Consider the following 13976-nt stretch of genomic DNA (forward strand, 5'->3'; position numbering starts at 1 on the left):
GCTGCACACCTACAATCACCACCGCGGACACACCGCGCTGAAAGGCCAACCACCCGCCAGCCGCGTCCCCAACCTCACGGGTCAGTACACCTAGCGGACCGCCGTACTCGACCAGAACGCGGTGCCGGCCGGACGGATCGAGCGCGCTGCACCGGCTTCCGGGCCGCGCGCCCTCACTCGAGCGGGTCGGCCGGGAGGGCCTGCTCCGTCCAGATGACCTTGCCGGTCGTCGTGTAGCGGGTCCCCCAGCGCTGGGCGAGCTGGGCCACGATCAGCAGTCCTCGCCCTCCCTCGTCGGTGGTCCGGGCATGGCGCAACCGTGGTGAGGTGCTGGCGCCGTCGGAGACCTCGCAGATCAGGACGCGGTCCCGGATCAGGCGCAGTTCGACCGGTCCGGTCGCGTGACGGATGGCGTTGGTGACCAGTTCGCTGACGATGAGTTCCGAGGTGAAGGTCAGGTCGGGCAGGCCCCACGCGTCCAGTTGCCGGCCGACGAGACCGCGGGCGTGGGCGACTGCGGCCGGATCGCCGGGCAGGTTCCAGGAGACGACCTGGTCCGGGGCCAGGACCCGGGTCCGGGCGAGAAGCAGGGCCACGTCGTCGGAGGGCGGGCCGGTCAGCAGGGCGTCCACCGTGCCCTGGCCGATCTCCTCCAGTGCCGGCCCGCGTGCCCCGAGGGCGTCGCCCAGCCGGTTGAGGCCTACGTCGATGTCCCGGTCGTAGGTCTCGATGAGGCCGTCCGTGTAGAGGGCGAGGAGAGTGCCCTCGGCCAGCTCCACTTCGGTGGACTCGAAGGGGAGGTAGCCGAGCCCCAGGGGTGGTCCGGCGGGCAGCTCGAGAACGCCGGCGGTGCCGTCGCAGCCGACGATCACGGGCGGGAGGTGCCCGGCCCTGGCCAGCGTGCACCGTCTGCTGACCGGGTCGTACACGGCGTACAGGCAGGTGGCCCCGAGGAACGCGGCGCCCGCGCTCTCGTCGCCGGCCGCCGCCGGACCCTTGCCGTCGTACGCGCCCAGATGGCCGATGACGAGATCGTCGAGATGGGCCAGCAGCTCGTCCGGAGGGAGGTCCAGGTCGGCGAGCGTACGCACGGCGGTGCGCAGACGGCCCATGGTCGCCGCCGCGTTCATGCCATGCCCGACAACGTCCCCGACGACCAGGGCGACCCGGGCCCCGGACAGCGGGATCACGTCGAACCAGTCACCGCCCACACCGCTGGGGGCGTCCGCGGGCAGGTACCAGGACGCCACTTCCAGCGCGGAGCCTCCGGCCAGTTCCTGCGGCAGCAGGTAGCGCTGCATGGAGCGGGCCGCGGTGCGTTCGCGGGTGAAGCGGCGTGCGTTGTCGACGGACACGGCGGCCCGGGACACGAGTTCTTCGGCGAGACGCACGTCGTCGTCCTCGAACGGGCCGGTGCGGTCGGTGCGCGCGAACGTCGCCACCCCGAGTGTGACGCCACGCGCCCGTACAGGCACCACCATCACCGAGCGGAAGCCGAAGTCGCGGAAGGTCGAGCCCAGCGACTCGTCCTCGGTCACCCAGGCGCTGGCCGAAAGGTCGAGGATCCGCTCCACCAGGGTCCGGCTCTCTTGCAGGCACCGGGTCACCGGCGACAAGGCAGCACGCCTGACCGTTTCCCCCACGGCCAGGCTCGCCTCCGGACAGCCCTCGCGCACCGACTGCTGGCCCGCGCGCCGGATGGCGGGTGCCATGCCCACCGGGCCCGGCGCCGGCTCCTCGCCCCTCATGACCGAGTCCAGCAGATCGACGGCGACGAACTCGGCGACGGAGGGCACCGCCTCGTCCGCCAGTTCCTGCGCTGTCCGGGTCACCTCCAGTGTGCTGCCGATCCGCGCACCGGCGTCGTTCAGCAGAGCCAGGCGTTCCTGGGCCCGCCACCGCTCGGTGACGTCGACGACCATGTAGGAGACGCCGACGGTGCGGCCTTTGCGGTCCTTCATGCCGAAGAAGGAGGCGGAGCAGGCGCGGATCCGGTCGGGGGCCAGGTGGCTGGGGGCGCGGTACTCGTGGTCGAGCACCGGTTCCCCGGTCTCCAGGACCTTGCGCATGCGTTCCTCGAAGGCTTCGGCCTCCGACTGCGGCAGCACCTCGCTCACCTGACGTCCCAGGCGTCGTTCGAGGGGGACGAGACGCTCCAGTGGTTCGTTCACCCAGACGTAGCGCAGGTCCGCGTCCAGGACGGCCATGCCGATGGGCGCGTCGGTGAGGAACGGCGTCACCATCAGCTGGCTCACGCCTCCGTTCGGCATCCGCCAGAAGGCGCGCTTGGGCGGCCGGCCGACGAAGCTGCCGAAGAGCAGTGCGGCGGCCGTGGCGACCAGGACGCCCGGCACCATCTCGTAGATGCCGGACTCCAGGGGGCCGAGGAGCGGGTTGATCTGGTCCCACCACAGGACCGTGCCCGCGCCCGACACGATTCCGGCCATGGCGCCGGCCCATGTCATGCGCGGCCAGTACAGGGAGAGGAGTACCACCGGGCCGAAGGCGGCTCCGAAGCCCGCCCAGGCCTCGCCGACGATGTCCAGCAGTCCGCCGCGCCTGAGCGCGATCACGTAGGCCACCAGGATCACCAGGACGACGGCGCATCGGCCGACCAGCACCAGTGTCCGATCCCCGGCCCGCCGGTGGAGGAACGCGCGGTAGAAGTCCTCGGTGAGGGCGGTGGACGACACGAGGAGCTGGCTGTCGGCGGTCGACATGATCGCGGCCAGGACGGCGATCAGGATCACGCCGGCGACCCAGGGAGTGAGCAGGGTCCGGGCCAGGGCGATGTACACCGTGTCCGGTGCACCGAGCGGGGCGCCCGGCTGGGCGATGCCGACCAGGCCGACGAGGGTGGCGCCGACGAGCACGACGGCGACCCAGACGGTGCCGATCCGGCGGGCCGCCGGGATCGCACGGGTACTGCGGATGCCCATGAAGCGGGCCAGGATGTGCGGCTGGCCGAAGTAGCCGAGACCCCAGGCGAGCAGCGAGACCGTGGCCACGGCTCCCAGTGACCCGCCAGCCGACCACTGACCGTCCGCGTAGCCGACTCTGGCTCCCATGTCCAGCAGCTCCGGGGTCTTCCGGTCGAGGGCGTCCTCCAGGGCCCCGAACCCGCCGAGCACCGTGATGCCGGTCAGGGGGAGCACGACCAGTGCGAGGAACATCAGGCTCCCCTGCATCACATGCGTCATGCTCACGGCGAGGAAGCCGCCCAGGCAGGCGTAGACGACGATCAGCAGGGCGGTCAGGCTCACCCCGAGGCCGAAGCGGATGTCGAAGACCTGCTCGAAAAGCAGTCCGCCGGCCACCAGACCACTGGCCACGTAGACGGTGAAGAACACCAGGGTGACGGCGGCCGACACCACTCGCAGCATCCGGGTGCGGTCCTCGAACCGCTCCTCCAGATAGGCCGACAGGCTCACGGCGTTCTCGGCACGTTCGGTGTAGGTGCGCAGCCGGGGGGCGACGAAGAGCCAGTTGAGGTAGGTGCCGATCACCAGGCCGACGGCGATCCAGCTGGCACCGAGGCCCGCCGCGTACACCGCTCCGGGCAAGGCGAGGAACAGCCAGCCCGACATGTCGCTGGCGCCCGCGGACAGGGCTGCGACGAAGGCGTTGAGTCTGCGACCGCCGAGGGCGAAGTCCGTGAAGGTGCGCGTGCGGGTGTACGCCCAGACACCGATCCCGATCATGGCGGCCACGTACACCAGGAACGTGGTCAGGATCGGCGCACTCACAGCGAACATGTGGTCCTCGCCCGCGAGGGTCATGGAAGGGGCATGGCCATCGGCACGCCTGGCATTTTGTCCTCCCTTCGGTACAAATGTACAGATCCGCGCTGTGAGGGGCCGCTGGGTGCGTCGGCCGTTCGTGGTCGGTACCGGGGCCGGACGGGGCGAGCGGTCAGGGGCAGGCGTAGGCGAAACGGGTGGTGACCGTGCGCTCGGCCGGGGACAGGATGCGCAGCTCGGCCCGGGCCGTGTGGTGCCCCGGTCCCTGGAAGGTCCACCGCAGATGCAGCCGTGCCCGTTTCTGTCCCCGGACCATCACTTCCTCCAGGACGCCCGAGGCGGTGCCGTCGCTGCGGATCCAGCGGTAGGACAGGGTGCCCGGGCGGCCGTTCGTGGTGACGAGGGCGACGATGGATGCGGTGCCGTCGCAGCCGAGTTCCGCCGGCCGGGCCGCGACCGTGGCCGCGCTGACCGTGAGAGGCGGTCCGAGCCGCTGCCAGGCGAGGAGCGCGAGGACGCAGAGCACGACGAGCACGGGCAGTGCGTGTCTGCGCGGCCGACGCCCGGGTGGGGGAGTCGGGGCGGCGGGAAGCATCCGGTGGGTGCCGTTAGCGACGGTGGCGGTCACGCCCGGGCCGAAGCGAAGCACGGTGCCCTCGACGCGGTCGGGCACCGGCCGATTCCGCGCCGCAGGTTCGACGAGGGTCTCGTCACGTTCGGGGCGCTCGATCCAGTGGCTGGCCAGCACAGTGGCGCTGTATGCGGCGTCGGCCGGGCTCGGCTCGCCCTCGTCACCGCCGGGCTGCTCATCGCCGGCGCGATCGGGGCGGGCGCCCTGCTGCGACAGCGCCGGGCCGCGGCACCGGTCGCTCGGGGCGCGGCTGCCGGCGGGCCGTAGGTCCCGGGTCGTGCCGGGGCCGCGGGTGGCGGCACCCCCTTCGGCTGCTGGTACGAGGACATCCGTTTGCTCGTCCACGGACCGCAGCGTCTGAGGCGGCCGGCGGACGGTGGGCAATACCTCGGTGGGCTCGCCGACGGATCGCGGTGTCTCGGTGGGCTCGCAGGCGGGCCAGGGAGCGTGGTCGTCGTCGTATGCGGTCACCGGAGGTCGCACCGCCTGGTGAGGAGCTGCTGTGAGGCGCCCCCGTCGGCGGCGGCCGGGGTCGTGGTGGCCTGGACCGCCCAGTAACAGTCCAGGGTCTGGAAGGCGTGGTCGACGGTGAGCGTGTACTGGGTGGCGCCGCTGCGTTCGAAGGTCTGGGACGCACCGTCCAAAGTGCCCAGCGGGCCCGCCGTGCGGCTCGTGAACCAGGAGACCGTGACCGAGACCGGGCCGGTGCCGTCCGTGGTGATCCCGATCGTGGCGGTGGCGGTCGTGGGACCTGTCTGCCGGAACGCCGACACCACCACGTCCTTGACGGCGGGTGCGGCAGGCGGGGCGGGGGTGGTGGTCGCAGGTGTCGCCGCGGTGGCCGGACCGCCGGGCGCGGTGGTCTCCTCGTCCCCGGAGGGCGTGGTGGGGGCCGGGGGTTCAGCGGAACCGGTGGCCGTCGGGGCCGAGGGGGACGGGGTGGGTGACGGCGAGGACCCGGCCGGCTCGGTGGGCGTGGTGGACGCCGACGGCGGCAAGGAGTCCGTGGGAGCGGGCGGAGCGGCCGGCCCTCGGCCGGGCTGAGGGCTGGTGGTGGCCAGAGCCTGGGCCGACCGCTGCGCGGCGGTCCCCGGGTCGAACGGGACACCGAGGGTCAGGAGGAGGGTACCGAGAGCCGCGACGGCGGCGGACACGAGCAGTCCCGGGCGTCCGGGCAGCCACGACTGCGCCGGGCCTCGTCCCGGCTGACGGCGCAGGACCGTGCGTGCCGTGTCCGTGGTGCTGCGGGGCCCCTCGCGGAACGAGGGCAGGAGCAGCGGCAGCAGGCATACCAGGGCGGCCAGCCGGCCCCGGCCGCGTTCCTCCCAGTCGGGGCCGTAGGCGGTTGAGGCGGCGGCTTCCAGTTCCGCGACGAGATCCTCGGCGCGGGCGGGCCGTTCCTCGGGGTTCTTGGCCAGACCCCGGCGCACCACGTCCCGCAGCGCCTCGGGGGCCTCATCGGCCGGCACGGGCGCGTCGACGTGCTGGAGCGCGAGCTCGGCCAGGTTGTCGCCCAGGTACGGCTTGTGGCCCGTCAGGCATTCGAAGAAGGTGGCGGTGGCCGCGTACACGTCGGCCGTGGGGGAGGCGGGCGCGCCGGTCCACTGCTCGGGGGCCATGTAGGAAGGGGTTCCGGCCACGCCCGAGCTGGTGCCCGCATCCACCGCGATGCCGAAGTCGACCAGCTTGGAGCATCCATCCGCTGTGACCAGGACGTTCTCCGGCTTGTAGTCGCGGTGGACGACGCCGATCCGGTGCGCGTCGGCCAGCCCGAGCAACGATCCCTTGAGGATGACGAGCGCGGCCTCGGGGTCCAGCGGGCCCTCCCGCTTCAGCAGCGCACGCAGCGAGACCCCGTCGACCAGCTCCATCACGATGGCGGCGCCGTCCGGGCTCTCCACGTACTCGTACAACCCGGCGACGTACGCGCTCTCCAGCCCGGCCAGCAGGCGCGCCTCCGCCCGGAAGTCGTGCACGAAACCCGGCCGGGTGCGCAGGGACTCGCTGAGGTACTTCACCGCGACCGGGATGCCGGTCTCCTCGTGGACGGCCAGGACGACCCGCCCGCTCGCCCCTTCCCCGAGTTCGAGCGACCCGGTGTATCCGGGCACTTCCCACGTGTGCATCGCCATCCCCCCTGGGCCGCCGTTCGGCGGCGGCCGGTCCCGCGCTCGAAGGCATATCTTTCGGCCACTGCGGTTGCGTGGCCAGAAGTATGCGCGAGGCGTACCCGGACCGTGACAGACCCGCCGGGTGAACGGGACGTTTCCCTTCGGGGCCCCTACTGCGCCGCTTCCGGCAGGCCGACGAGGAGCAGTGTCACGTCGTCGTCATGGGTGGCCGTGTCCGGGACGAGGGTTCCGAGCAGCCGGTCCGCGGCACGGTCCAGCGTCTCCGGGTCCGCCGGCACGTCCTTCAGTTCACTGCCGAGGGTGTGGGCGAGGACGTCGATCTGGGCCTCGATGTCGGTACCGGGGCGTTCGACCAGCCCGTCGGTGTAGAGCGCGAGTGTGCTGCCGGGCGGCAGCGGATGGCTGGCGTCCTCGAACGGCAGCGACATGCCGGACGAGTCGTTGACACCCAGCGGCACACCGACCGGGGCTCCCAGTCGGCAGACCGGCCCGCCGGGCGGCAGGGCGATGACGGGAAGGTGTCCTGCCGAGCACAGGGTGACCTCGTTCGCTTCCTGGTCGATCACGAGGTAGACGCACGTGACCAGTTGGTCGGCCAGGTCGCTCACGAACGCGTCCAGCCCGGTCATGAGCACACCGGGCGTGGCGCCCGTGCGGGCCAGGGCGTGGGAGGCGGCGCGCAACTGTCCCATGACGGCCGCGGCCTCCAGGCCCCGGCCCATCACGTCGCCGACGAGGACGCCTGTGCGGCGCCTGGCGAGGGGGATGACGTCGAACCAGTCGCCGCCGACGCCGGGGTCCTGGACGGACGCCAGGTACCGGTGGGCGCTGGGCAGGTACGTGAGGCGGGGCGGCTGTCCCATCAGGCTGTGCTGCAGGGTGTAGGCGATCCGGCGCTGTTGCTCGTAGCGCTCGGCACGTTCGGTCTCCGCCCGTCTGCGCTCGGTGATGTCCCGTACGGTCAGGAAGACGAGGGTCTCCTGCTCGGACTCGACACTGCTGACGCTCACCTCGACAGGGAACTCCGAGCCGTCGTCGCGCAGTCCGTACAGGTCCCGGTCCAGCACCACCGGCCTCGGATCGCGCAGGCGGAGGTAGGCGCCGAGGAGGGCGCCGTGCCGCCGTCGCCGCGCGACGGGCGCCAAGTGGACCACATCGGTGCCTACGAGGTCGCCCGGCGAACGGCCGAAGAGGCGCGTGACCTGCGGGTTGGCCATGACCACGGTGCCGTCGCCGTCCGTGATCAGGGTGGCGTCGGGCGCGGATTCCAGCAGCGCCCGGAACCGCCGGTGGGACCGTTGGGCCTCGCGCTGGGCCGCGACGCGGTCGGTGATGTCGGTGACCACACCGCAGACGGCGTAGGGACTGCCCGAGGTGTCGGTGAGCGGGAAGAGAGTGGAGAGGAACTCCCGCGCGCCGCCCGGCAGGGCGAGCAGTTCCTCGCGCTGCACCGGCTTGCCCTCCGCCAGCATGGCGAGGTCGGCGGCCCGCGCTCGCCGCCCCAGGTCGGACGGCATGACGTCCCGGTCCCGGCGGCCGAGGACCTGCTCCCGACGCAGGCCCAGGCTCTGCTCGAACGTCGTGTTGACCGCCAGGAAGCGCCCGTCGAGATCCTTGATGAACACCACCGCGGGCGTGTGATCCATGAAGGCCTGAAGTAGTTCGTTCTGGCGTACCTGCCACTCCAGCCGGGCGTGAGCCGCTTCCACCCGCCGGCCCACCGCCAGGGTCGTGAAGATCACCGCCGTGAACACGGCCACGTGAGTGCAGACGAGCAGAGCGGTACTCAGCCGTACCCCGAACACGCCCGCGTCCTCACCTGCCAAGACAGCCCAGCCCAGCAGCGGCGGCACCACCACCACCGTGACGAACAGCCACCGTCCCAGCGCGCCCGTCGTACCCGCGTTCCACAGCAGCCCCGCGGGGCCCTCGTCCGGGCGGGCCAGGAAGAGGGCGGCCCCCAGTAGCACCAGCGCGAGAGCGGTGTGCAGGGCCATGCCCGTGTAGGCGCCGAACCGCTCCAGTTCGGGCACCGCGTAGGCGGCCCCGTACAGCCGCAGCATGCCGAGGGCTCCGACGGCCAGGCCCGGGATCTGACTCGCCCAGGCGGGGACCCGCGGCACCCCGGCGCACAGGGTGGCCGCCCCCGCGAGCGTGAGCGCCGCGGCCGTGTTCGGCGCCATGCGTCCCGGCGCCCCCGTTCCCACCGCCGCGGTGGTGTCCTCGTAGAGCAACTCGTCGACGCCCAGGCTCGCCCCGGTCGCGTACTCCACGAGGGTCAGTACGCCGAGCACGGCGGCGAGAACCGCCGCCGCCCGGGCCGCGGCGAGGGTGCGCGGGCGGACCGCACCGCGGACGATCACCCACAGGGAGAAGCCGAGCGCCACGATCGCCACGGCGGTGTTGAACTTCATCGACACCGCGGCACCGGGCAGCACCTTCTTCAGCGCGTCGGTGTCGGAGATCCAACCGGCCAGGCTCACCAGCCCGAGCAGACCGCCCGTCAGGGCAGCGGCCCTGGCCGCGGTACGTACGGCGCCGAGAACAGGAGGGTGGAACGGCAGGCCGTCGACCCGCTCCGCGCGGCGCGCGCCAGACAGCCCCGGCGTCCGCTGCTCCCTCGTCACCGCATTCTCATCCCTGCCGGGAGACTGCCCGACCTTCATGGATCATCCTGAATAGTATTAAAAGGGTATAAGTGTGACGCGTTGCCGACCTTGTGAGGCGAGGCCTTCCCGCCCCCGGACAGCCCGTCCGATGTGCCCCCTGCCACGAACGCGGCGCCGCGGACTTGGATGCCGCCTCGGTTCTTCGTGGAACTCGGTATGGAGCTGGAGGGCAGGCCGGAGATCGAGGGCCCCGTCGCCGGCCAGTGCACCGACTCGACGGCGTCCACGGCGACATCGATGAGACAAACCCGAGAGTCGGAGATCCTTGGAGTCCGTGACGTTCTCGACGCACCAGCTCACGATTGAGTGCCTCAGCCGGCCGTGACCGCACTTCGGAGAGGATTTCGGCCGGTGCATCGGCGGTCCGTACTTGGTCCGAGGCGATCCTTCACGCGACCATGGTCGGGACCGATCGAGTCGTCGGCCGGTCTCCTGAGGCAGAGGGCACGTATGGACGTTCGGCAGCTGGAATACTTCCTCGCGATTGTTGATCGTGGCGGATTCAACCGTGCGGCCTCGGCTCTGTACGTGTCGCAGCCGTCGCTGTCGCAGGCCGTGCGGGCGCTGGAGCGTGATCTCGGCTCCGAGCTGTTCCATCGCATCGGGCGCAGGGCAGTCCTCACGGAGGCCGGAAGGGCCCTGATCGAGCCCGCCCGGGAAGCCGTGCGGAGTCTGGAGACGGCGCGGGCGAGTGTGGCGGCGGTGCGTGACCTGCGTGAGGGGCGTCTGGACGTGGCGTCGATGCCGTCGCAGGCGGTGGAACCGCTGACGACCTTGGTGAGTGCCTTCAGCCACCGGTATCCCGGCGTCTCGGTGGCCATCAACGCGGCGTTCACGTCGCGTGACGTGATCGACATGGTGCGCACGGGTGCCGTGGAGTTGGGGCTTCTGGCGTCCGCCGGTCCGGTCTCCGACAAGGAGGTCGTCTCGCATGCGCTGGGGCGGCAGCGTTTCGTGCTGGTGGTGCCGGCCGACGGCCCGTTCGTCGATCGGACGGCGGTGGAATGCCGGGAGCTCGCGGGACAGCGGCTGATCGTCGGGCAGCCGGGTACAGGGATGCGCGCCTACGTCGACGCGCTGCGGAAGCAGGGCATCGAGTTCACCGTCGCGGCCGAGACGGAGCACCGCGTGTCGCTCATGCCCCTGGTACTGGCCGGGGTCGGGCTCGCGGTGGTCACGGACTCCTGGCGGGACCTCGCCCGGCGACTGGGCACCCGCGTCCTGGACATCGAGCCGGAGACCACCCTGGACATCGCCCTCGTCGCCCGCCGCGGCATCCTGTCGCCCGCGGCCGCCGCATTCGTCGCATACACGACCTCGGCGTCCGACGGCTGATAGGCGCCCCTTATAAGGGAGATCCGTTCTGCGTCTTGGACGCGCCACGGGCCGCCGCGCTGCAATGGTCGGCATGACGACGAACCACCGCATTGCCCTGATCCCCGGCGACGGCATCGGCGCCGAGGTGCTGCCCCCGGCACAGCAGGTGCTCGATGTGCTCGGCCGCCGCCACGGCTTCAGCCTGTCCTACACGCCGTACGACTGGTCATGCGAGCGGTACCTGCGGGAGGGCGCCATGATGCCCGCCGACGGGATCGACCAGCTGCGCGAGGCGGACGCGATCCTGCTGGGCGCGGTGGGATACCCGGGGGTGCCCGACCATGTCTCGCTGTGGGGGCTGCTGATCCCGATCCGGCGCAGCTTCCGCCAGTACGTCAACCTCCGGCCCATCCGTGTCTTCGAGGGCATCGACAGTCCGGTGCGCGGCGCGCGGCCGGGCGAGGTCGATTTCGTCGTCGTGCGCGAGAACATGGAAGGCGAGTACAGCGAGGTCGGCGGCCGGCTCAACAGAGGCTTCCCGGACGAGATCGCCGTGCAGGAGGCCGTCTTCACCCGGGCCGGTGTCACGCGCGTGCTGGACTACGCCTTCGCGCTCGCCTCCCAGCGCGGCGGACGCCTGACCTCCGCGACCAAGTCGAACGGCATCGTGCACACCATGCCGTTCTGGGACCAGCTCGTCGCCGAGCGGGCCGCCTCGTTCCCGCAGGTCGCCTGGGGCCAGGAGCACATCGACGCGCTCGCGGCCAAGTTCGTCCTCGAACCAGGCCGCTTCGACGTCGTCGTCGCCTCCAACCTCTTCGGCGACATCCTCAGCGACCTCGCGGCCGCGGTCGCCGGATCCATCGGTATCGCCCCGGCGGCCAACCTCAACCCCGAACGGGACTTCCCCTCGATGTTCGAGCCGGTGCACGGCTCCGCGCCCGACATCGCGGGCCAGGGCATCGCCAACCCGCTGGGCGCGATCTGGTCCGCAGGCATGATGCTCGACCACCTCGGCCATCCCGCCGCGGCCAGGGACATCACGGACGCGATCGCCTCGGTCCTGGCCAAGACCGATACCCGCACCCGTGACCTGGGCGGAACCGCCACCACCGCCGAGTTCACCGACAAGCTGATCGAACTCCTCTGAGCCGTCTCCCCCTGCCTCAAGGGTGAAGCGAAGTATGGGTTGACCTGCAGGATTCCATGGCCGAAAGTGGCCGCCATTCCAGCGGGACCCGAACTGGAAGAAAGGAGCGAATCATGAGCATCCCGAAGCGCGTCGCCGTGATCGGTGCCGGCAGCATGGGCAGCCAGGTCATGTGGCGACTGGCCGCCCGCGGAGCCGAGGTCATCGGCTACGACAGGTACGCACCGGGTCACGACCGCGGCGCGGCCGGGGGCGAGAGCCGCATCTACCGAGCCGCCCACCTCGGCGAGCCCGGGTATGTTCCGCTGCTGCGGCTCGCGGACCGGATGTGGGAGCAGCTTCAGACGGAGACGGGCCGGTCGCTGAGACGCCGCAGCGGCAGCCTGGTGATGGGCGAGAGCGCCTCGCCGTCCATGCGCCTTCTCCTTTCCATCAGCGCCGTCGAGGGGCTGGATCACGAGGTGCTGGACCGGGAGGAACTCGCCCGCCGCTACCCGCAGCACCGGCTTTCGGACGGACACACCGCCGTCCTCGACCGGTTGGGCGCCGTCATCAGGCCGGAGGCGTCGATCCAGGCCGCCGCCGCCCGTGCCGAGCAGCTGGGCGCCCGGCTGCACCGCTACACCACGGTGCGCGAGCTCGTCCCCGCGACGGGCGGCGGGGTGAAGATCGTCACCGACCAGGGCACGGACCATGTGGACGCCGCCGTGGTGACCGTGGGGCCCTGGATCAACACACTGCTCCCGGACCTGCCACAGACCGTCGACGTCCGCCGGGTGGTCTGCTCCTGGCACCTGCCCACCCGCCACGACTGGTTCGCGGGCGGTGCCCCTCCCTTCGTGCGCGCCACGCCCCACGACTGCTTCGGAATCCCGTCGCCCGACGGCATCTCCGTCAAGCTCGGTCTCTCCTTCAAATACCACGCGGCGGTGCCCGAGCCCGAACGGCTCGACCGTACGGTCCGCCCCGAAGAAATCGGCATCTTCCGCGAGCTCATCGGTGAACTCATGCCGGATCTGAACCCCGACCCCATCAGGATGTCGGCCTACATGGAGGGCTACACCGAGTCCGGAAACCCGCTCGTCGGTCATCTCCCCGGCGAGGACGACATCATCGTCATGGCCGGTTTCTCCGGCAGCGGCTTCAAGCTCTCGCCCGCGATGGGCGAGATCGCCGCCGACCTGGCGCTCGACGGCACCACGGAGCACCCCGTCGACTTCCTCGCTCCGGCAGGAGTCGGCGCCACCTGACCCGGGGCGAGTGTCGACGACATCACCCCGCACCCCCACACCCCGCACCCCACTCCGACATCTCTGTCATGGGCATGTCCGATATCGGAGTTGCCCGCAGCCAGTTCCCCGCAGCAAGAAAGTGAGCACTCCCATGCCCATTCCCTCGTTCCAGTGGCGCCCCAAGTACGTCTCGTTCGACTGCTACGGCACGTTGATCGACTGGCCGATGAACCCCATCACGCGTGAGCTCGTCGGCGACCAGATCCCGGCCGAGCACTGGGACCAGTTCGTCAAGGAGTTCCGCGGCTACCGCTACGACTCGGTCTGCGGCGAGTACAAGCCCTACGAGCAGACACTGCAGGACGCCTTCGAGGGCGTCTGCCGCAAGTGGGGCATCAAGGCCGCCCCGGACGCCGGCAAGCGGCTCGGCGACGGCGTCCGCAGCTGGGGCCCGCGCGCCGATGTGCCGGAACCGCTGAAGAAGATGGGCGAGAACTACAAGCTGGTCATCCTGTCCAACGCGGACGACTCCTTCCTTCAGGAGAGCGTGCCCCGGCTCGGGGCGGACTTCCACGCGGTCCTCACCGCGGAGCAGGCCGGCTGCTACAAGCCCCGCTACGCCGCCTTCGAGTACATGCTCGACCAGCTCGACGCGTCCCCCGAGGACTTCGTGCACGTCTCCTCGCACACCCGCTACGACCTGCTGCCGATGCACGACATGGGCTTTCGCAACCTCGTCCTCCTGGACCGCGGCAGCGACCCGGTCACCCACGGCTACGACTACATCACCGTGAAGTCCCTGAACGAGCTCAACACCATGCTCGGCATCTGACGCCGACGCACAGCGTCCCGCACGGACAGTCCCGAGGACCTCCCACCCCACACCCCGGCGTTTTCCGTTCCCCCGGAGGGCACACGCACCTGGAGTGCGTGTGCCCGACCCCGGCCGAGCGGCGCGTCGCGGGAATCACGGCCGGCACCGAGGCGCTGCGGGCGGCGCTGGAGAACTCGATCCGGCCCGGTCACCGCCTCCACCCCGCACATCGGCTTCGAGGCGGTGACCGGCATCGCCAGGAGGCTCTCACCACCGGACGCGGGGCCCCGA

General features: G+C 71.2%; 8 protein-coding genes. 4 read left to right on the top strand and 4 right to left on the bottom strand.

All coding sequences use genetic code 11. The features are described from left to right. Positions 1 to 173: 173 nt before the first annotated feature. The 4 genes from putP to ACIQHQ_RS30935 all read right to left on the bottom strand — a co-directional run bounded on the left by putP (position 174) and on the right by ACIQHQ_RS30935 (position 9130). Entirely contained in the window at positions 174 to 3755 is a 3582-nt protein-coding gene (gene putP, locus ACIQHQ_RS30920) for a sodium/proline symporter PutP (protein WP_402618561.1), read from the bottom strand. A gap of 157 nt (positions 3756 to 3912) precedes the next feature. After that, the gene (locus ACIQHQ_RS30925; RefSeq protein ID WP_402618093.1) at positions 3913 to 4716 is read right to left on the bottom strand and encodes a hypothetical protein; all 804 of its coding nucleotides are present in this window, start codon (positions 4714 to 4716) and stop codon (positions 3913 to 3915) included. Positions 4717 to 4838: 122 nt separating this feature from the next. After that, entirely contained in the window at positions 4839 to 6497 is a 1659-nt protein-coding gene (locus tag ACIQHQ_RS30930) for a serine/threonine-protein kinase (RefSeq protein WP_402618096.1), read from the bottom strand. 155 nt (positions 6498 to 6652) lie between these two features. After that, positions 6653 to 9130, bottom strand: a complete 2478-nt coding sequence (locus tag ACIQHQ_RS30935) for a PAS domain S-box protein (RefSeq protein ID WP_402618099.1) — start codon at positions 9128 to 9130, stop codon at positions 6653 to 6655. Positions 9131 to 9622: 492 nt separating this feature from the next. Between ACIQHQ_RS30935 and ACIQHQ_RS30940 the strand changes: the two genes are divergently transcribed. The 4 genes from ACIQHQ_RS30940 (at position 9623) to ACIQHQ_RS30955 (ending at position 13703) form a co-directional block, all read left to right on the top strand. Further along, positions 9623 to 10507 carry a LysR family transcriptional regulator gene (locus ACIQHQ_RS30940; RefSeq protein ID WP_402618102.1) on the top strand — a complete coding sequence of 295 codons (885 nt, stop codon included), beginning with the start codon at positions 9623 to 9625 and terminating at the stop codon, positions 10505 to 10507. 73 nt (positions 10508 to 10580) lie between these two features. Beyond that, positions 10581 to 11639: a tartrate dehydrogenase gene (locus ACIQHQ_RS30945; RefSeq protein WP_402618105.1), complete on the top strand. Its 1059-nt coding sequence runs from the start codon at positions 10581 to 10583 to the stop codon at positions 11637 to 11639. A 113-nt stretch (positions 11640 to 11752) separates the two neighbouring features. Continuing rightward, a complete protein-coding gene (gene solA, locus ACIQHQ_RS30950) occupies positions 11753 to 12889 on the top strand; it encodes an N-methyl-L-tryptophan oxidase (protein ID WP_402618108.1) in 1137 nt (378 codons plus the stop codon). Positions 12890 to 13022: 133 nt separating this feature from the next. After that, a complete protein-coding gene (locus ACIQHQ_RS30955; RefSeq protein WP_402618112.1) occupies positions 13023 to 13703 on the top strand; it encodes a haloacid dehalogenase type II in 681 nt (226 codons plus the stop codon). The last annotated feature ends 273 nt before the right edge of the window (positions 13704 to 13976 follow it).

Source organism: Streptomyces sp. NPDC092370, from assembly GCF_044755265.1.
In the GTDB taxonomy this organism is placed as follows: domain Bacteria; phylum Actinomycetota; class Actinomycetes; order Streptomycetales; family Streptomycetaceae; genus Streptomyces.

Bases quoted from the DNA above. Each gene is read 5' to 3' on its own strand.
- putP (WP_402618561.1), bottom strand. From the start codon at position 3,755: ATGTTCGCTGTGAGTGCGCCGATCCTGACCACGTTCCTGGTGTACGTG.
- ACIQHQ_RS30930 (WP_402618096.1), bottom strand. From the start codon at position 6,497: ATGCACACGTGGGAAGTGCCCGGATACACCGGGTCGCTCGAACTCGGG.
- ACIQHQ_RS30940 (WP_402618102.1), top strand. From the start codon at position 9,623: ATGGACGTTCGGCAGCTGGAATACTTCCTCGCGATTGTTGATCGTGGC.
- ACIQHQ_RS30945 (WP_402618105.1), top strand. From the start codon at position 10,581: ATGACGACGAACCACCGCATTGCCCTGATCCCCGGCGACGGCATCGGC.
- solA (WP_402618108.1), top strand. From the start codon at position 11,753: ATGAGCATCCCGAAGCGCGTCGCCGTGATCGGTGCCGGCAGCATGGGC.
- ACIQHQ_RS30955 (WP_402618112.1), top strand. From the start codon at position 13,023: ATGCCCATTCCCTCGTTCCAGTGGCGCCCCAAGTACGTCTCGTTCGAC.